At 73.1% G+C, this 18878-nt stretch carries 13 protein-coding genes; 5 read left to right on the plus strand and 8 right to left on the minus strand.

The features are described from left to right. Positions 1 to 15: 15 nt before the first annotated feature. Positions 16 to 996: a proline dehydrogenase family protein gene (locus IE271_RS16510; RefSeq protein ID WP_190191069.1), complete on the minus strand. Its 981-nt coding sequence runs from the start codon at positions 994 to 996 to the stop codon at positions 16 to 18. Positions 997 to 1159: 163 nt separating this feature from the next. Here IE271_RS16510 and IE271_RS16515 point away from each other — a divergent pair, with 163 nt between their 5' ends. Further along, the gene (locus tag IE271_RS16515) at positions 1160 to 2401 is read left to right on the plus strand and encodes a PucR family transcriptional regulator (protein WP_190191070.1); all 1242 of its coding nucleotides are present in this window, start codon (positions 1160 to 1162) and stop codon (positions 2399 to 2401) included. 7 nt (positions 2402 to 2408) lie between these two features. Here IE271_RS16515 and IE271_RS16520 read toward each other — a convergent pair whose 3' ends face one another. Then, positions 2409 to 3017: a TetR/AcrR family transcriptional regulator gene (locus tag IE271_RS16520; protein WP_190191071.1), complete on the minus strand. Its 609-nt coding sequence runs from the start codon at positions 3015 to 3017 to the stop codon at positions 2409 to 2411. A gap of 96 nt (positions 3018 to 3113) precedes the next feature. Here IE271_RS16520 and IE271_RS16525 point away from each other — a divergent pair, with 96 nt between their 5' ends. Beyond that, on the plus strand, positions 3114 to 4649 hold the full coding sequence (locus IE271_RS16525) for an MFS transporter (protein ID WP_190191072.1): 1536 nt from the start codon (positions 3114 to 3116) through the stop codon (positions 4647 to 4649). Between the two features lie 396 nt (positions 4650 to 5045). Further along, the gene (locus tag IE271_RS16530; protein WP_190191073.1) at positions 5046 to 6086 is read left to right on the plus strand and encodes an NAD(P)-dependent alcohol dehydrogenase; all 1041 of its coding nucleotides are present in this window, start codon (positions 5046 to 5048) and stop codon (positions 6084 to 6086) included. Between the two features lie 87 nt (positions 6087 to 6173). On the opposite strand, the gene serA is transcribed toward IE271_RS16530, so the two are convergent. From serA to IE271_RS16560, 6 genes are all read right to left on the minus strand, one after another. After that, complete coding sequence (serA, locus tag IE271_RS16535) at positions 6174 to 7766, minus strand: phosphoglycerate dehydrogenase (protein ID WP_190191074.1); 1593 nt, start codon at positions 7764 to 7766, stop codon at positions 6174 to 6176. A gap of 286 nt (positions 7767 to 8052) precedes the next feature. Beyond that, on the minus strand, positions 8053 to 9051 hold the full coding sequence (gene ilvC, locus IE271_RS16540) for a ketol-acid reductoisomerase (RefSeq protein ID WP_190191075.1): 999 nt from the start codon (positions 9049 to 9051) through the stop codon (positions 8053 to 8055). 278 nt (positions 9052 to 9329) lie between these two features. After that, positions 9330 to 9854 (minus strand): acetolactate synthase small subunit, encoded by a 525-nt coding sequence (gene ilvN / locus IE271_RS16545; RefSeq protein ID WP_190191076.1) that lies wholly within the window; start codon positions 9852 to 9854, stop codon positions 9330 to 9332. Between the two features lie 20 nt (positions 9855 to 9874). Next, positions 9875 to 11719, minus strand: coding sequence for an acetolactate synthase large subunit (locus tag IE271_RS16550; protein ID WP_190191077.1), 1845 nt, complete (start codon positions 11717 to 11719; stop codon positions 9875 to 9877). Positions 11720 to 11953: 234 nt separating this feature from the next. Beyond that, positions 11954 to 14971, minus strand: a complete 3018-nt coding sequence (locus IE271_RS16555) for a putative bifunctional diguanylate cyclase/phosphodiesterase (RefSeq protein ID WP_190191078.1) — start codon at positions 14969 to 14971, stop codon at positions 11954 to 11956. Between the two features lie 410 nt (positions 14972 to 15381). Continuing rightward, positions 15382 to 16332 carry a 2-hydroxyacid dehydrogenase gene (locus IE271_RS16560; protein WP_190191079.1) on the minus strand — a complete coding sequence of 317 codons (951 nt, stop codon included), beginning with the start codon at positions 16330 to 16332 and terminating at the stop codon, positions 15382 to 15384. A gap of 75 nt (positions 16333 to 16407) precedes the next feature. Between IE271_RS16560 and IE271_RS16565 the strand changes: the two genes are divergently transcribed. Next, positions 16408 to 17406 carry an aldo/keto reductase gene (locus IE271_RS16565; RefSeq protein ID WP_190191128.1) on the plus strand — a complete coding sequence of 333 codons (999 nt, stop codon included), beginning with the start codon at positions 16408 to 16410 and terminating at the stop codon, positions 17404 to 17406. Between the two features lie 121 nt (positions 17407 to 17527). After that, complete coding sequence (locus IE271_RS16570) at positions 17528 to 18697, plus strand: PQQ-dependent sugar dehydrogenase (RefSeq protein ID WP_190191129.1); 1170 nt, start codon at positions 17528 to 17530, stop codon at positions 18695 to 18697. The last annotated feature ends 181 nt before the right edge of the window (positions 18698 to 18878 follow it).

An 18878-nucleotide genomic window follows, 5' to 3' on the forward strand; every position in this document is an offset into this window, starting at 1 on the left:
GCGGTGTGGGTGGACTCAGCCCTTGCTGACCATCGAGCGGAGGAAGAAGCGCAGGTTCGCGGGCTTCTCCGCCAGACGGCGCATGAAGTAGCCGTACCAGTCGGTGCCGTAGGCGGTGTAGACCCGCATGCGGTGGCCCTCGGCGGCGAGCCGCAGGTGCTCCTCCTCGCGGATGCCGTACAGCATCTGGAACTCGTACTCGTCGGGCTTGCGCCCGGCGCGGCGCGCGAGCTCCTGGGCGATGGAGATCAGGCGCGGGTCGTGGGAGCCGACCATCGGGTAGCCGTCGCCCTCCATCAGCGTGCGCAGGATCCGCACGTACGCCTTGTCGATCTCGGCGGCGTTCTGGTACGCGACCGAGGCGGGCTCCTTGTAGGCACCCTTCACCAGGCGAACGCGGCTGCCGGCCGCGGCGAGGCGGCGGGCGTCGGCCTCGGTGCGGAACAGGTAGGCCTGGATCACGCAGCCGGTCTGCGGGAAGTCCTTCCGCAGCTCCTCGTGGATCGCGAACATCGAGTCGAGGGTGGTGTGGTCCTCCGCGTCCAGGGTCACCGTGGTGCCGATGCGCGCGGCGGCCTCGACGACGGGCCGGACGTTGGCGAGGGCCAGGTCGTGACCGCTCTGGAATGCGGGGGCGGGCCCGGAGGGCCCTCCGTCGAGGGCGGTGGCGGGAGACGGGAGGGCCTGGCCGAACATGGAGAGCTTGACGGACATCTCGGCCCGCTCCCCCAGGCTCAGCATCTCCAGGCGGTCGATCAGCTCCAGGTACGCGTCCCGGGCCGCGGCGGCCTGCTCGGGCGAGGTGATGTCCTCGCCGACGACGTCCATGGTGACCTCGAGGCCCTTGCCGGTCAGGTCCTCGATCACGGGCACGATCCGGTCGACGGTCTCACCGGGGATGAAGCGGTCGACGACCGGCTTGGTCACCGGGGCCGCCGACACGAGCCGGCGCATGCGGTCGCTGCGCGACGCGGCGAGAATCACGGGACCCAGCACGGGGCACCTCCAGGCAGACGGGCGAGAAGGCCGGCACCCGACGGGACGGGCACGGCACGGAGAACCACCGTGAAATCTAAGAATCCCCCTGATCGTCTGCCATCGACAGCTGTCACGCATCCGTGCCCCGTATCCCAGACATCTGTATGAAGGGGGCACGGAAATGCGGGAGAATGCCCGGGTGAAGGGCGAGCACAAGGGTGACTACCAGGAGCTGATCGACGAGATCTCGGAGCTCCTGGGCGCTCCCGCGACACTGGAGAGCCGGGACTTCGAGCTGATCGCCTTCGGCGCGTACGACGGCGAGGGCGAGTTCGACGCGTCCGCGCTCGACCCGGTGCGCGCCCGCTCGATCCTCACCCGCCGCTCCACCCCCGCCGTCCGCGCCTGGTTCGAGGGGTTCGGCATCGCGCGCGCGACCGGCCCGGTCCGCATCCCGCCGACGCCGGAGGCGGGCGTCCACCGGGGCCGCGTCTGCCTGCCCGTGCGCCACCGGGGCGTCGTCCTCGGCTACGTCTGGCTGCTCGGCGACCCGGCGCCCACCGAGCAGCAGCTGTCGGCGGCGATGGAGGTGACCGGGCGGATCGGCGCACTGCTGGCGGACGAGGCGCAGGCGGGCGCGGACCTGACCCGGGAGCTGCGGGAGGCGCTGACCGCGGAGGGCGGCTGGCGGCGCGACATGGCGGTGGCCGCGCTGCGCACCGCGCTGGGCCCGCGCGGCGAGGGGCTGCACGCCGTGGTGTGCGTGGCGCCCTGGCCCTCGGCCGACCCGGACGACGCCCCGTCGGCGCGCGCGGTGCCGGGCGCGACGGCGCTGTGCACGGTGCCGTGGGACACGGCGGGCCAGGCGCTGGCGCTGCTGGTGCGGCTGCGGTCGCCGGAGGCGCCGGGGCCGGCCGTGTCGGCGGCGTCCCGGCTGCTGAAGGAGGCGGAGGCGGCGGCCGGAGAGCGCCGGGCGCCGCGGACGGCGCCGGCCGCGGGACGCGCGCCGCGGCGCGCGGCGGCGGGGGTCGGGGCGGCCCGGACCGGGCTCGGCGAACTGGGCGCCGCCTGGCGGGAGGCGTCGGCCGCGGCCCGCGCGGCCCTCGCCGAACCGGCCCTGGGCCCGGTCGCCGAGTGGGCCTCCATCGGCCCGTTCCGGCTGCTCACGGCGCTGCCCCCGGAGGTCTCCCGGGACCCCGCGGTCCGGGTGCTCCTCGCACCGGCCCATCGGGAGCTGGCCCGCACCGCCGAGGTGTACCTGGACCGCGCGGGCCAGGCCGGCCGCACCGCCGCCGAGCTGGGCATCCACCGCCAGACGCTGTACTACCGGCTCTCCCGCGTCGAGCAGCTCACGGGCCTCGACCTGGACGACGGCGAGCACCGGCTGCTGCTGCACATGGCCTTGAAGGCGGCCCGGCTCTGACGCCCGCTCAGCCGGCCGGCGGCGCGGGCCGGTCCGTCGGGCGCGCCGCCTCGATCACCCGGCGCAGCCCCTCGGTGAGCTGCTCCGCGTCCGTCGCCGAGTCGGGGTCGAAGAGCCACTGCATGGTCAGGCCGTTGAGCAGCGTCTGGTAGAAGCCGCCGAGGGTGCGCGCCGTCTCGTCGTCGACGTCCTCCTCCAGGCCGCCCGCGAGCATGGGGATCAGGCCCCGCCGCCCCTGGTCCAGGGCCTTGACCAGGTGCTCGCGGACCGTGGGCAGCCGGTCCGCGTTGGTGACCACCTCGAAGGTGAGCAGCCAGACCGGGCGCGCCTCGGCGAAGGAGTCGACGACGTTCTGCCAGACCGCGAGGAAGCGCTCCAGCGACCCCGGCTCCCCCGCCTCCGGGCCCGCCGCCGGGACGTCGAACCGGTCGCCCTGGCCGGAGATGAGGTCGACGTACGCCTCCGCCAGCAGCGCGTCCTTCGAGCCGTAGTGGTAACCGATGGACGCCAGGTTCGTCCCCGACTCCTTGACGACGTCGCGTGCCGTCGTCCGCACGAACCCCTTGGCCAGCAGGCAGCGCTTGGCCCCTTCGAGCAGGTCTTCACGGTGTCCCATGCGGGCACCCTACAGCCGCTTCAGACGAGCGTCCCATACGCTCGTCTTATACATATGTACTAGACAAGCGTTTAAGACGCTCTTACAGTCCCTGCCATGACGACTCCGCGGAACACCCGCCGCCCCACCGCACCCGCCGGCTCCGCCGCACCCGCCCGGCGCGCCGGACGCCGCGAATGGACCGCGCTCGGCGTGCTGATGCTGCCGCTGCTGCTGGTGTCGATGGACGTCTCGGTCCTGTACTTCGCCGTCCCGGCGATCAGCGCGGACCTGGCCCCCACCGGCACGCAGCAGTTGTGGATCTTCGACGTCTACGCGTTCGTGCTCGCCGGGCTGCTGATGACGATGGGCTCGCTCGGCGACCGCGTCGGCCGCCGCCGGTTACTGCTGATCGGCGCCGCCGCCTTCGGCGCGGCCTCCCTCGCGGCCGCGTACGCGAACAGCGCGGAGATGCTGATCGCGGCCCGCGCGGTGCTCGGCGTCGCGGGGGCGACCCTGATGCCGACCACCATGGCGCTCGTGCGCACCCTCTTCACCGACCCCGGCCAGCGCGCGAAGGCGATCGCGCTGTGGTCCGGCGTGATGACCGCGGGCGTGGCGCTGGGATCGGTGCTGAGCGGCGTGCTCGTGGAGTTCTTCTGGTGGGGCTCGGTGTTCCTGGTCAACCTGCCCGCGATGGTGCTGCTGCTGGTGCTCGGCCCCTTCCTGCTGCCCGAGGCGAGGAACCCCGGGGCCGGCCGGTTCGACCTGCTGAGCGTGCCGCTGTCGCTGGCCGCCGTCCTGCCGGTGGTCTACGGCCTGAAGGAGATCCCGTCGAACGGCCCGCGCGCGCAGTACGTCGCCGCGATCGCCGTCGGCCTGCTCTTCGCCGTGCTCTTCGTGCGGCGCCAGCGCACCGCCGGGGCGCCGATGATCTCCCCCGCGCTGTTCCGCGCCCGCGGCTTCGCGCCCGCCGTCGCCCTGAACCTGCTCGCCTCGTTCGCGATCATGGGATCGGCGTACTTCACCACGCAGTACCTGCAGTCCGTGCTCGGCAAGAGCGCGCTGGAGGCGGCGCTGTGGGCGCTGGTGCCCTCCGTCTTCATCGGCTGCGCGGCGCCGGCGGCGACCTGGGCCGTGCGGCGGGGAGCCGACCGGGCGTACGTCGTGGCGACCGGCTTCGCCGTCGTCGCCTGCGGCTTCGGGCTGCTGGCCACGGTCGGCACGGACAGCCTGTGGGCGGCGCTCGCCGGAGCGGGCGTCCTCGCCTCGGGGGCCGTCACGGTCGTCTCGCAGGTGACCGACCTCGCGCTGGGCGCCGCCCCGGAGGAGCGGGCGGGGTCGGCGTCGTCGCTGCTGGAGACCGGCGCGGAGTTCGGGGGCGCGCTGGGCATGGCGCTGCTCGGAGCCGTCGGGGTGGCGGTGTACCGCGCCGGCGTCCCGGACGCGGCCCCGGCGCCCGCGCACGAGACGCTGGGCGGGGCACTGGCCGTCGCCCGTGAACTGCCCGGCCGCGCGGGCGGGGCGCTGGCGGACGCGGCCCGGGTCGCCTTCACCGACGGGATGCGGGCGGCGGCCGTCGCCGGGGCGGTGGCGATGGCGGGCGCGGCGGTCCTGGCGGTCGCGGCCCTGCGCAGGAGCCGCCTGTCCTGACCGTCCGGGACGCCGGCCCCGGACACGCACGCCTCCGGCGGACACACGTCCCATGGGGACAACTGTCCCCATGGGACAGAAAAAGATATAACCTTCAATCATGTCGACGGAGCGGTGCGCGGGCGGCGCCCGGAATGCGGCCGGGCGGAGTCCGGCCGCATCGGGCGCGGAGCGCACCGCGCCCGCGGGATCCCGGCGGAACCGCTCGGACAGCGTCGAGAAGGCCCTGGCGCCGACCGCCTCCCCGCCCTTCGGACACGTGCCCGTTCAGCACGGCGACGCCCGCCCGGCGACGGCGACGGCTTTCCGCACCGCCCGCCGCGTCCGCCCTTCCCGGCGGATGCGACGGAATCCGTGCGGTGGGAATCTGTACGTGTCTGCACGAAGGAGAACGAGATGAAAGCCGTCCAGTACCGGGCCATCGGCGCCGCTCCCGAGGTCGTGACCGTTCCTGACCCCGAGCCCGGCCCGGGCCAGGTGCTGCTGAAGGTGACCGCCGCCGGCGTGTGCCACTCGGACATCGCCGTGATGAGCTGGCCGGAGGAGAACTTCCCCTACGAGCTGCCGCTGACCCTCGGCCACGAGGGCGTCGGCACCGTCGAGGCCGTCGGCGAGGGCGTGACCGGCCTGGAGACCGGCACCTCCGTCGCCGTCTACGGCCCGTGGGGCTGCGGCACCTGCGTCAAGTGCGCCCAGGGCAAGGAGAACTACTGCCTGCGCGCCGCCGAGCTGGACATCAACCCGCCCGGTCTCGGCCGCCCCGGTGCCATCGCCGAGTACCTGCTGGTCGACGACCCGCGCCACCTGGTGCCGATCGGCGACCTCGACCCGGTCAGGACCGTCCCGCTGACCGACGCCGGCCTCACCCCGTACCACGCGATCAAGCGCTCCCTGCCGCGGCTCGGCGCGGGCAGCACCGCCGTCGTCATCGGCACCGGCGGCCTCGGCCACGTCGGCATCCAGCTGCTGCGCGCCATGACCTCCGCCCGGGTCGTCGCGCTGGACGTCAGCGAGGAGAAGCTCGCCCTGGCCCGCGAGGTCGGCGCGCACGAGACCGTCCTGTCCGACGAGAAGGCCGCCGGCAGGGTCCGGGAGATCACCGGCGGTCTCGGCGCCCAGGCGGTGTTCGACTTCGTCGGCGCGGACAGCACCCTCGCCACCGCCGCCGCCTGCGCCGCGGTCGAGAGCGACCTGGCCCTGATCGGCATCGCCGGCGGCACCATGCCCATCGGCTTCGGGCAGCCCGCGTACGAGGTCTCCGTCAACTCGTCGTACTGGGGCAGCCGCAGCGAGCTGTTCGAGGTCATCGAGCTGGCCCGGACCGGGGTGCTGGACGTGCACACCGAGACCTTCTCCCTCGACGAGGCGCCGCGCGCCTACGAGCTGCTGCACGAGGGGAAGATCAACGGGCGGGCGGTCATCCTGCCGAACGGCTGAGGCCGCGACACGGCCGGACGCACGACACGGCCGGGGCCCGGCACCGCGCGCGGTGCCGGGCCCCGGCCGTGGAACGGGCCTGTCCGGTCAGTCGGCGAGGTCGACCGCGCGGGCCGAGGTCGCGCCGATCTCCTCCGCCAGCTCCGTGAGCACCGCCTGCGGGACGGTGTCGTCGACGGTCAGCACCGCCAGCGCCTCGCCGCCCACGTCGAGGCGCGCGACCTGCATGCCGGCGATGTTGATGCCGGCCTCGCCGAGGATGCGGCCCACCGTGCCGACGACGCCCGGGCGGTCGGTGTACTTCAGCACGACCATGTGGTCGGTGAGCGCCAGGTCCACGTCGTAGTCGCCGACGGCGACGACCTTCTGGTGGTGCTTGGGGCCGGCCAGCGTGCCGGAGACCGACACCTCCTCGCCGCTGGCGAGCGTGCCGCGCACGGTCACCACGTTGCGGTGCTCGGGCGACTCGGAGCTGGTGGTCAGCCGGACCTCGACGCCGCGCTCCTGCGCGAACAGCGGGGCGTTGACGTAGGAGACGGTCTCCTCGACGACGTCCTCGAACACGCCCTTGAGCGCGGACAGCTCCAGCACCTTCACGTCGTGCTGGGTGATCTCGCCGTACACCTCGACGTCGAGGCGGACCGCGACCTCGCCGGCGAGCGCGGTGAAGATCCGGCCGAGGCGCTCGGCGAGCGGCAGGCCGGGCTTGACGTCCTCGGCGATGACGCCGCCCTGGACGTTCACCGCGTCCGGGACCAGCTCGCCGGCGAGCGCCAGACGCACCGACTTCGCGACCGCGATGCCCGCCTTCTCCTGGGCCTCGTCCGTGGAGGCGCCGAGGTGCGGGGTGCACACGACCTGGTCGAACTGGAACAGCGGGGAGTCCGTGCAGGGCTCCTTGGCGTACACGTCGAGGCCGGCGCCGGCGACGCGGCCCTCCTTGAGCGCCGAGTACAGCGCCTCCTCGTCGACGATCCCGCCGCGCGCGGCGTTGACGATGCGGACGTTCGGCTTGACCTTGTGCAGCGCCTCGTCGCCGATGAGCCCCAGCGTCTCGGGGGTCTTCGGCAGGTGGACGGTGATGAAGTCGGAGACCTCGAGGAGCTCGTCCAGGGAGAGGACCTTCACGCCCATCTGCGCGGCCCGGGCGGGCTGGACGTAGGGGTCGTAGGCGACGACCTTCATGCCGAAGGCCGACATGCGCTGCGCGACGAGCGCGCCGATGCGGCCGAGGCCGACCACGCCGAGGGTCTTCTCCGCCAGCTCCACGCCGGTGTACTTGGAGCGCTTCCACTCGCCGTTCTTCAGCGCGGCGTTCGCCTGCGGGATGTTGCGCGCGGTGGCCAGGATCAGGCCGCAGGCCAGTTCGGCCGCGGTCACGATGTTCGAGGTGGGGGCGTTGACGACCATCACGCCCGCCTTGGTGGCGGCGGAGACGTCGACGTTGTCCAGGCCGACGCCGGCGCGGGCGACGACCTTCAGCTTCCGGGCGGCGGCGACGGCCTCGGCGTCCACCTTGGTGGCGGAGCGGATCAGGATGGCGTCGACGTCGGCGATGGCGGGGAGCAGCTCGGCTCGGTCCGCGCCGTTGCAGTGCCGGATCTCGAAGTCCGGGCCCAGGGCGTCGACGGTCGCGGGCGACAGCTCTTCAGCGATGAGTACGACAGGTTTCGAGCTCACGTGAGTCCTCACAAGTCCAATGCGGACGGCCGTCCCGACGGCCGCAGGCGGTGGAGGTTGGCTAGCCGCGTGGAAGACGCACGACGCTGTGGGCCTGACGCGTATGTAGTGCAGCAGTGTAGTGGCGCTCCGGAGGCCGGCTCGCTCCCTCCGCGGAAGGATCACCCGGATGTGGTCCGCGTCCGCGGCGGCGGCGGCCGCGTCCCTTCGGCGGCCGGCCGGGCGGGTCCGGGCGGACCCGCGCGGCGGAGCCCCTTCAAGGGGCTCCGCCGCGCGGGCGGTGGGCTTACGCCTCCTCGTCGACCCAGCTCATGAGCTTGCGCAGCTCCTTGCCGGTGGTCTCCAGCAGGTGGTCGGCGTCCTGCTGCTTGTACTCGTTGTACTTCTTCAGACCGCCGTGGTACTCGTCCATCCAGGTGCGGGCGAACGTGCCGTCCTGGATCTCGGCGAGGACCTTCTTCATCTCGGCCTTGGTGGCGTCGGTGATGATGCGCGGGCCGGTGACGTAGTCGCCCCACTCGGCGGTCTCGGAGATCGACCAGCGCATCTTCTCCAGACCGCCCTCGTACATGAGGTCGACGATGAGCTTCAGCTCGTGCAGGCACTCGAAGTAGGCGATCTCCGGCTGGTAACCGGCCTCGACCAGCGTCTCGAAACCGGCCTTGACCAGGGCCGACGTGCCACCGCAGAGCACGACCTGCTCGCCGAACAGGTCGGTCTCGGTCTCCTCGGTGAAGGTCGTCTTGATGACGCCGGCGCGAGTGCCGCCGATGCCCTTGGCGTACGACAGCGCGAGCGCGAAGGCGTTGCCCGTCGCGTCCTGCTCGACGGCCGCGATGCACGGCACGCCGCGGCCCTCCTCGTACTGGCGGCGCACCAGGTGGCCCGGGCCCTTGGGGGCGACCATGCAGACGTCGACGCCGGCCGGGGGCTTGATGAAGTCGAAGCGGATGTTCAGGCCGTGCCCGAAGAACAGGGCGTCGCCGTCGTTCAGGTTCGACGCGATGTGCTCCTCGTACACCTTCGCCTGGATCGGGTCCGGGACCAGGATCATGATGACGTCGGCCTCGGCGGCGGCCTCCGAGGGGCTCACCACGCGCAGGCCCTGCTCCTCGGCCTTGGCCTTGGACTTGGAGCCCTCGTGCAGACCGACGCGGACGTCGACACCCGAGTCACGCAGCGACAGCGCGTGGGCGTGGCCCTGGCTGCCGTAGCCGATGACCGCGACCTTGCGGCCCTGGATGATGGACAGGTCGGCGTCGTCGTCGTAGAACAGCTCGGCCACTGGGTCTCTCCTAGGTGTACTCGGTGTTGCGACCCACCGTACGGCGGGCGGGGGAAGGAAGGTCTCGGGGTCTCGGAATACGGGCGGACCGGGGGTTCGGACCGCGCGTTTCCGGTCGTGGACGCGCGGGGTCGGCGCGGCGTGCGGGGTGGCCGGGGACGCGTCGGGTCCGCGCAGGGCCGGGTGCGCGGGATGCGCGCGGAGTGCGGCTCCGGGGAGAGGACGGTCCGGCGTGCGCCGTGGTCGACGGCCGCCGTCGGCCGGACCGCCCCGGGGGCCTACGCGGACCGGTCGAGCGCGCGCAGCGAGCGGTCGGTGATCGAACGGCCGCCGCGGCCGATGGCGATGGTGCCCGACTGGACGAGCTCCTTGATGCCGAAGGGCTCCAGCATCTTCAGCATCGCCTCCAGCTTGTCGCTGCCGCCGGTGGCCTCGATGGTCACGGCGTCCGGGGAGACGTCCACGGTCTTGGCGCGGAACAGCTGGACGATCTCGACGATCTGGGAGCGCGTGTCGTTGTCGGCGCGCACCTTGACCAGGACGAGCTCGCGCTGGACGGCGGAGCCCGGCTCCAGCTCGACGATCTTCAGGACGTTGACCAGCTTGTTGAGCTGCTTCGTGACCTGTTCGAGCGGGAGGTCCTCGACGTTCACCACGATGGTGATGCGGGAGATGTCGGGGTGCTCGGTGACGCCGACCGCGAGCGAGTCGATGTTGAAGCCGCGGCGCGAGAACAGGGCGGCGATCCGGGCGAGGATGCCCGGCGTGTTCTCCACCAGGACGGAGAGCGTGTGCTTGGACATGGGTGGTGGCTCTTCCTCGCTCAGTCGTCTTCGTTGTCGCCGAAGTCGGGGCGGACGTCCCGGGCGGCCATGATCTCGTCGTTGGAGGTGCCGGCGGCGACCATCGGCCACACCATCGCGTCCTGGTGGACGATGAAGTCCACGACGACCGGGCGGTCGTTGATCGAGTTCGCCTCCTCGATGACCTTGTCGAGGTCGGCCGGATCCTCGCAGCGGATCGCGTGGCAGCCCATGGCCTCCGCCAGCTTCACGAAGTCGGGGACGCGGGTGCCGCGGGCGTCCGGGTTGACGTCGTTCGGGCCGGAGTGCAGCACGGTGTTGGAGTAGCGCTGGTTGTAGAACAGCGTCTGCCACTGGCGGACCATCCCGAGGGCGCCGTTGTTGATGACGGCGACCTTGATCGGGATGTTGTTCAGGGCGCAGGTGGTGAGCTCCTGATTGGTCATCTGGAAGCAGCCGTCGCCGTCGATCGCCCAGACGGTCCGGTCGGGCACGCCGGCCTTGGCGCCCATCGCGGCCGGGACCGCGTAGCCCATCGTCCCGGCGCCGCCGGAGTTGAGCCAGGTCGCGGGCTTGTCGTACGCGATGAAGTGCGCGGCCCACATCTGGTGCTGGCCGACGCCCGCCGTGAAGACCGTGCCCTCCGGGGCGAGCTGCCCGATGCGCTCGATGACCTGCTGCGGGGAGAGGGAGCCGTCCTGCGGCTGGTCGTAGCCGAGCGGGTAGGTCTCGCGCCAGCGGCTGAGGTCCTTCCACCAGGCGCCGTAGTCGCCCACGTGGCCGTCGGCGTGCTCCTTCTGGACGGCCAGGACCAGGTCGGCGATGACTTCGCGGGCGTCGCCGACGATCGGCACGTCGGCGGTGCGGTTCTTGCCGATCTCCGCCGGGTCGATGTCGGCGTGGACGACCTTGGCGTGCGGGGCGAAGCTGTCCAGCCTGCCGGTGACGCGGTCGTCGAAGCGGGCGCCGAGGGCGACGATCAGGTCGGCCTTCTGCAGCGCGGTGACGGCGGTGACCGAACCGTGCATGCCCGGCATGCCCACGTGCAGCGGGTGGCTGTCGGGGAACGCGCCGAGCGCCATCAGGGTGGTGGTGACGGGCGCCCCGGTCAGTTCGGCGAGCACCTTCAGCTCGGCGGTGGCCTTCGCCTTCAGGACGCCGCCGCCGACGTAGAGGACGGGCCGCCTGGCCTGCGTGATCAGCTTGGCGGCCTCGCGGATCTGCTTGGCGTGCGGCTTGGTCACCGGGCGGTAGCCGGGCAGGTCGGTGACCGGCGGCCACTGGAAGACGGTCTTCGCCTGGAGGATGTCCTTGGGGATGTCGACCAGGACCGGGCCCGGGCGGCCGGTGGAGGCGATGTGGAACGCCTGCGCGATCACCTTGGGGATGTCCTCCGCCTTGGTGACCAGGAAGCTGTGCTTGGTGATCGGCATGGTGATGCCGACGATGTCGGCCTCCTGGAAGGCGTCGGTGCCGATCGACTGGGAGACGACCTGACCGGTGATCGCGACCAGCGGCACGGAGTCCATGTTCGCGTCCGCGATCGGTGTCACCAGGTTGGTCGCGCCCGGCCCCGACGTCGCCATGCACACGCCGACCTTGCCGGTGGCCTGCGCGTAACCGGTGGCCGCGTGGCCGGCGCCCTGCTCGTGGCGGACCAGCACATGACGCACCCGCCGGGAGTCCATCATCGGGTCGTACGCCGGCAGGATGGTGCCCCCGGGGATCCCGAATACCGTGTCGGCCCCGACCTCCTCGAGAGAACGGATGAGGGACTGCGCTCCCGTGACGTGCTCGGGCGCGGACTGTCCTCCGGAACGGGGCCGCGGCTGCGGATGGTGGGCCCCGGTGGCCTGCTCGGTCATCGGCATTCTCTTCTCGATGCTGAGGGTTTTTGCGAGGTTCGTACGGTCTTCGGCTGGTGCTGGTGCAACAAAAAACCCCTCGTGCCGGGAGGCAAGCGAGGGGAGCGCGCCGGGTGTGGTCGCTGGGGGTTCCGGTTCATCGGTCCGGTGGGTCCCAGCTCAGCCGACGCGCTGTCCAAGTACGAGAATTCGGGTGCGCATGGCACAGACCCTCCCCCCGGCACGCACCGACTGTCAAGTGGGTGGGACGGGAGTCTCATCATGTGAGCGCAGTGCCGTGCCGGTCCCGTACCCGGACGGAGCCCCTCCGACGGTGTACGCGGCCGTACTCCCCGTGGCGTACACCCCGCCGCCGAGACCGCCCGCGAACACCGGTTCCCCGCCTCCGTGGGGCACCGGGTAGCGGCCGGACGCCAGCGCCCGGCGCAGCCGGTACTCGTCCAGCGGTCCGGAGAACGCCATGCCCTGGCCGTGCGTGCAGCCCATCGCGCGCAGGGCGACGACCTGCTCGGGCAGGTCGACCCCGTCGGCCACGGACTGCAGCCCCAGGTCGATGGCGATGCGCAGCAGCCCGCTGGTGATCTTGTGCAGCCGGGCGGACTCGACGACGCCCTCGACCAGACCGCGGTCCAGCTTCAGGATGTCGACGGGGAGCCGGCGCAGCGCGGTGATCGCCGCGTACCCGCTGCCGAAGCCGTCCAGGGCGATACGGACGCCCAGGCGGCGCAGCGCGTTGAGCCGGCGCTCCAGCTCGTCGAGGGAGACCTGGGCGTCGGTTTCGGCCAGTTCGATGACGAGGGCGCCGGAGGGCAGGCCGTGCCGGGTCAGCAGGGCCTCGATGGAGCCCAGCGGCAGCGAGCGGTCCAGGAGGCGGCGGGCACCCAGCCGGACGGCCACGGGGACGGCGATGCCGGCGGCGGCCCGCTCGGCGGCCTGGGCCACCGCCTCCTGCAGCATCCAGCGGCCCAGTTCGGCGGTGCGGTCGCCGTCCTCCCCGGCGCGCAGGAACTCGGCGGGCGTGAACAGCGCCCCCTGGGTGGAGCGCCAGCGGGCCTGCGCGGCGACCCCCGTGACCTTCCCGCTGTCCAGGGCCACCACGGGCTGGTGCAGTAAGGCGAACTCGCCCTCGTGCAGCGCCGCCCGCAGCCGGGTGGCCAGTTCCGCCTTGCGGACGACGTCCTGCTGCATCTGCGGGGCGTACAGTTCGACGCGGCCCTTGCCCGCGGCTTTGGCGCGGTACATGGCCAGGTCGGCGTTGCGCAGGAGCTCGCCCGCGCCCAGGCCCGGCTCGGCGAAGGCGACCCCGATGGACGCGGCCACCCGGACATCGTTGCCGTCGATGGTGTAGGGCTGGGAGAGCGTGATGCGCAGCCGGTCGGCCAGTTCGAGGATGTGGCCCTCGCGCGCGGCGCGGTCGCGGGTGCCGTCCCCGACGATCAGGGCGGCGAACTCGTCGCCGCCCAGCCGGGAGGCGGTGTCCCCGTGACGCACGGCGTCCTGCAGCCTGCGGGCGGCCTGGACGAGCAGCTCGTCGCCGGCCTGGTGCCCGATGGTGTCGTTGACGGCCTTGAAGCCGTCCAGGTCGATGAAGAGCACGGCCGTGCCGTGGTCGGAGGAGCGGCGGCCGGAGAGCGCCTGCCCGACGCGCTGGGTGAACAGGGCGCGGTTGGGCAGGTCGGTGAGCGGGTCGTGCTCGGCGTTGTGCTGCAACTGGGCCTGCAGGCGCACCCGTTCGGTCACGTCGCGGCTGTTGAGGATCAGGCCGCCGTGGTGGCGGTTGACGGTCGACTCCACGTTCAGCCAGCCGCCGTCGCCGGAGCGGAAGCGGCACTCGATGCGGGTCGTGGCCTCCTCGGTCTGGCTCGCGGCCAGGAACCGCCGCACCTCGTGGACCACGGAGCCGAGGTCCTCGGGATGGATCAGCGAGGCGAGCTCGGAGCCGATCAGCTCCTCGGCGGGCCGGCCGTACACCCCGGCGGCGGCCGGGCTGACGTACCTCAGGATGCCGTTGGGCGCGGCGATCATGATGACGTCGCTGGAGCCCTGCACCAGGGACCGGAAGTGGTTCTCCTTCTCGGCCAGTTCCCGGGTGAGCGTGATGTTGTCCAGGAGCATGATGCCCTGGCGCACGACGAGCGCCAGGACGACCGTGCCGCCGGTGATGAGCACCACGCGGTCGACGCGGTGGCCGTTCAGGACGTTGCAGAGGATGCCCAGCGTGCACACGGCGGCGGCCAGGTAGGGCGTGAGCGCGGCGAGCGAGCCGGTGAGGGGCAGGTCGGCCGGATACCGGCCGAGGCCTCCCTCCTGCGGATGCTCGGCAGGCACGTGCGCCTGGTGTTCCCGGCGGAGCCTGGGCGGGTGACCGTGGACCACGCGCGCACGCCCCTCCTCGTCCGGCCGTCGGTGTCGTCGCCCCACCCAGGGGGCGTAGGCGAGGAGCAGGGATCCGGCGAACCAGCCGGCGTCCAGCAACTGCCCCGAACTGTATTCGTCGTGCAGCAGCGGTGAGGTGAACAGCGCGTCGCACATCACCGTCAGGGCGAGGGCCGCGATCGCCGTGTTGACGGCGGAGCGGTGCACCGAGGACCGTTTGAAGTGCAGGGCGAGCACCATGCTCACCAGCGCGATGTCCAGCAGCGGATAGGCGAGGGACAGCGCGGTGTGCGCGACGCTCGACGCGGCCGGCCGGGCGGTCCGGGCCAGCGCGAGGCTCCAGGAGATCGTGAGCAGCGAGCCGCCGATCAGCCAGGCGTCCAGGCCGAGGCACGTCCAGCCGGCCTTCGTCACCGGCCGCTTCGCCAGCACCAGCAGGCCGACGATGGCCGGCGGGGCGAAGCACAGGAAGAACAGGTCCGCGTAGCTCGGCGTCGGCACGGGGCGGCCGAGCACGACCTCGTACCAGCCCCAGACGAAGTTGCCGAGGGAGGCCATCGCGGAGGAGAGCGCGAAGAGCAGCCACGCGGGGCGGAACCGGCCGCCGCGGCCGCGCGCGTACAGGAAGCAGGAGACCGCGGCCGTGGCGGCCGCGGCGCTCAGTCCGAAGTCGCCCATGACCAGTGCCAGGCGGGGCGACCCCCAGCCGACGGCGGCCCCGACGGCGTATCCGCCGCAGACCAGGGCCAGGACGAGCTGCACGCGCAGGTTCGGCGGGCCGGTGGGGAGCGCGCCGCGGGCCGGCGCCGTCCCGGACGGACGGCGCTCCCGCAGGCCGCCGTCGAGGACCGTGGTGGAGGACGTCGGTGTGCTCACCGCGCCTCCCGGGTCCGGGGTGTCTCCGCGTCCCGCCGGCCGCGGTGCGCCGGGCGGGGCGCCTCCCCGTGCGGGCGAGGCCGGGGGCCCGGGGGCGTCTGCCTCCTGCGGGCGCCGTGCCTGCGCCGGTGGTGCTGGGTGTGTCCGCGTCTGCGCGTAGGCCCGCACCAGGGCCGCCTCCGGCGGGCCCGTCGCGTCGGATCGTTCGTCCATAGGCCGTGCATCGTCCGTCGCCCCCCTCGCAGTCTCATGGTCCGTCCCCGGCGCCGAACGGTGCGCGGCGCTGCCCCTGTCGGGACGATACACCAGTCTCGTCACTCAGGGACATAGCTTCTCTACGCTGCGTGACGGGCCGCGGCCATGCGCGCACGGTCCGCGGCCGGGGCGCCGCGGACCGTGTCCGAAGCGGACTACGCGCCGGTCGTGAGAACCACGTTGGCCAGCGGCTCCCCGCGCGCGAAACGGTTCAGCTGCGCGCCCAGGAGCCGCCGGGCGCGCGGCAGGAACGCGGAGGTGGGGCCGCCGACGTGCGGGCTGATGAGCACACCCGGCGCCCGCCACAGCGGGTGCTCGCGGGGCAGCGGCTCGGGGTCGGTGACGTCGAGCGCCGCGGTGATGCGGCCGGTCTCCGCCTCGGCGAGCAGGGCCTTGGTGTCGACGACCGGGCCGCGGGCGACGTTGACCAGCAGCGCGCCGTCCTTCATGCGGGCCAGGAAGTCCGCGCCGGCCAGGCCCCTCGTCTCCTCCGTGAGGGGCGTGGTCAGCACCACCACGTCGGCCTCGGGCAGCAGCTCCGGCAGGGCGGTGAGCGGGTGCACGGGACCGCGCTCCGACTCGCGGGCGGAGCGTGCGACGCGAGTGACCCGCGCGACCTCGAAGGGCGTGAGCCGGTCCTCGACGGCGCTGCCGATGGACCCGTAACCGACGATCAGGACGGTCCGGTCGGCGAGCGCCGGACGGAATCCGGACCGCCACTCGCCGCGGTCCTGGCCTCGGACGAAGTCCGGTATCCCGCGCAGCGAGGCGAGGATCAGCGCCAGCGCGAGTTCGGCGGTGCTCGCCTCGTGCACACCGCGCGCGTTGCACAGCCGCACGCCCGGGGGCAGGTGCCGCAGACCGGGCTGCATGTGGTCGACGCCCGCGGTCAGCGTCTGCACCACCCGCACGGACGTCATCGCGGGCAGCGGACGCAGCACCGTCTCCCCCGGCCTCATGTACGGCACCACGTAGAAGACGCAGTCGGCGGGGTCGGCGGGGAAGTCCGGACCGCCGTCCCAGAAGCGGTAGCCGAAGCCTTCGGGGAGGCCGGCGAGGGTGTCGGGGTCCTTCGGGTCGAACGGGAGCCACACGTCGGAAGTCATGGTCAGGAGGCTAGGTCAGGTGCCCCGCGGCGCAGAGGTTAGTTTGGGGTGCCAGGAGAGGGAGGGTACGGCCAGGTGGAGCGCAGGACGATCGGCGCGGCGGCGCTCGAGGTGGGGGCGGTCGGACTCGGGTGCATGCCGATGAGCTGGGCGTACTCGACCTCGCGGCAGCGGGGGGCCGAGTCGCTGCGGGCCGTGCACGCCGCGCTCGACCGGGGCGTGTCGCTCCTGGACACCGCGGACATGTACGGGCCGTTCACCAACGAGCTGCTCATAGGGCGGGTGCTGCGGGAGCGTCGCGCCGACGCCTTCGTGTCCACCAAGTGCGGGCTGCTGGTGGGCGAGCAGCACATCGTGGCCAACGGCCGCCCCGGGTACGTGAAGCGGGCCTGCGACGCCTCCCTGCGGCGGCTGCAGACCGACGTCATAGACCTGTACCAGCTGCACCGCGCGGACCCCGAGGTGCCCGTGGAGGAGACCTGGGGCGCGATGGCGGAGCTGGTCACGGCCGGGAAGGTGCGGTCGCTGGGGCTGTGCGCGGTGGGCGTGCGCGCCGGGCGGCGTGCCGGAGGGCGGCAGTACGACGCGACGATCCGTCAGCTGGAGCGGGTGCAGCAGGTCTTCCCCGTGAGCGCGGTGCAGGCGGAGCTGTCGGTGTGGTCGCCGGAGGCGCTGGAGGCGCTGCTGCCGTGGTGCCGGGCGCGCGGGGTGGGGTTCCTGGCCGCGATGCCGCTCGGCAACGGGTTCCTGACCGGGACGCTGCGGCCCGGCGAGGGCTTCGAGCCCGACGACCCGCGCGCCCGGCACCCCCGGTTCACCGCCGAGATGATGGCCGCCAACCAGCCGATCGTGGCCGGTCTGCGCCGGGTCGCGCACCGGCACGGCGAGGGGGTCACGGCGGCCCAGGTGGCGCTGGCGTGGGTCCTCGCGCAGGACCCGCACGTCGTCCCGGTGCCGGGCGCGAAGCAGGAGCGCTGGGTGGCGGAGAACGCCGGGGCGGCACGGCTGCGGCTGACCCCGCAGGACCTCGCGGAGGTGGCCGCGCTGCCCCCGGCCCTGGGCTCCTGGGACTGAGCGGACGGCCCCGGGCGGCCCCTCCCGGACCGGGCGCGGCACGCGTCGAAGACCGCGGACCGGGAACCCGGAGAGCGGCTGCGGTGTATGAACGGACAGAAGCCGCCGCGTCGAAGGGATCCTGATCGTGCAACGTCGAGCTGTGACGGCCGTGCTGGCCGCGGCCGCCCTCCTGCTGACGGCGGGCTGCTCCACCGGCGACGGGGGCGGGGCGAGCGCCGCCGGTGAACCGTCCGCGACCGGCGGGGGGACCAGGGCGTCCGCGTCGGGGAAGGCCACCGCGACACCTCCGCCGGCCAAGGGCTCCGTGAAGGTCGTACGGACCGTCACCGAGGGCCTGAAGAGCCCCTGGGGCCTGGCCCCGCTGCCCGACGGCGACCTGCTGGTGTCCTCGCGCGACGAGGGCACGATCACCCGGGTCGACGGCGACAGCGGCAAGAAGACCGAGGTGGGCTCGGTGCCGGGCGTCTCCGCCTCCGGCGAGGGCGGCCTCCTGGGCATCGCGCTCTCCCCCTCGTACGCCACCGACCGCATGGTGTACGCGTACTTCACCACCGCGTCCGACAACCGCGTCGCGCGCATGGCGTACGACGAGAAGAAGCCCTCGGGCGAGCAGCTCGGCGCGCCCGACACGGTCTTCAAGGGCATCCCCAAGGGCGTGATCCACAACGGCGGGCGGATCGCGTTCGGCCCGGACGGGATGCTGTACGCGGGCACGGGCGAGAGCGGCGACCGGGGGCTGGCCCAGGACAAGGACTCCCTGGGCGGCAAGATCCTGCGGCTCACCCCGGACGGCGAGCCCGCCCCGGGCAACCCCTTCGCCGACTCCCCCGTGTACTCCTACGGGCACCGCAACGTGCAGGGGCTGGCCTGGGACGGCGAGCAGCGGCTGTTCGCCTCGGAGTTCGGCCAGGACACCTGGGACGAGCTGAACCACGTCAAGCCCGGCGACAACTACGGCTGGCCGGAGGCCGAGGGCAAGGAGGGCGGCTCGCAGTTCCACCGGCCGCTGGCCCAGTGGCGCACGTCCGAGGCCTCCCCCAGCGGCCTCGCGTACGCGGAGGGCTCGCTCTGGATGGCGGGCCTGCGCGGCGAGCGGCTGTGGCGGATCCCGCTGGACGGCACGAAGGCGTCGGCGGACCCGCAGGCGTTCCTGGAGGGGAGGTACGGGCGGCTGCGCACGGTGGCCGCCGCGGGCGGCGACAGGCTGTGGCTGGTCACGAGCGAGACGGACGGCCGCGGCGAGCCGGGCGCCGGGGACGACCGGATCCTGGAACTGAAGGTCGGCTAGCGCCGTGACCGGAAAGGTCCGCCGTGGGCTCGCGGCGTCCGGTGCGGTGCATCGCAAGGCGGAGGACCACCCTCGTACCGGACGCACCCGGGTGGCTCCGACAACGCGGCGTGGGGGTCCCCTGCTCGAAGAGCCAGGGGGAGTGCCGTGCCGGGCGTCGTGAGCCGGTGAACCCTTCCGG

This window comes from Streptomyces minutiscleroticus (genome assembly GCF_014650875.1).
Taxonomy (GTDB): domain Bacteria; phylum Actinomycetota; class Actinomycetes; order Streptomycetales; family Streptomycetaceae; genus Streptomyces; species Streptomyces minutiscleroticus.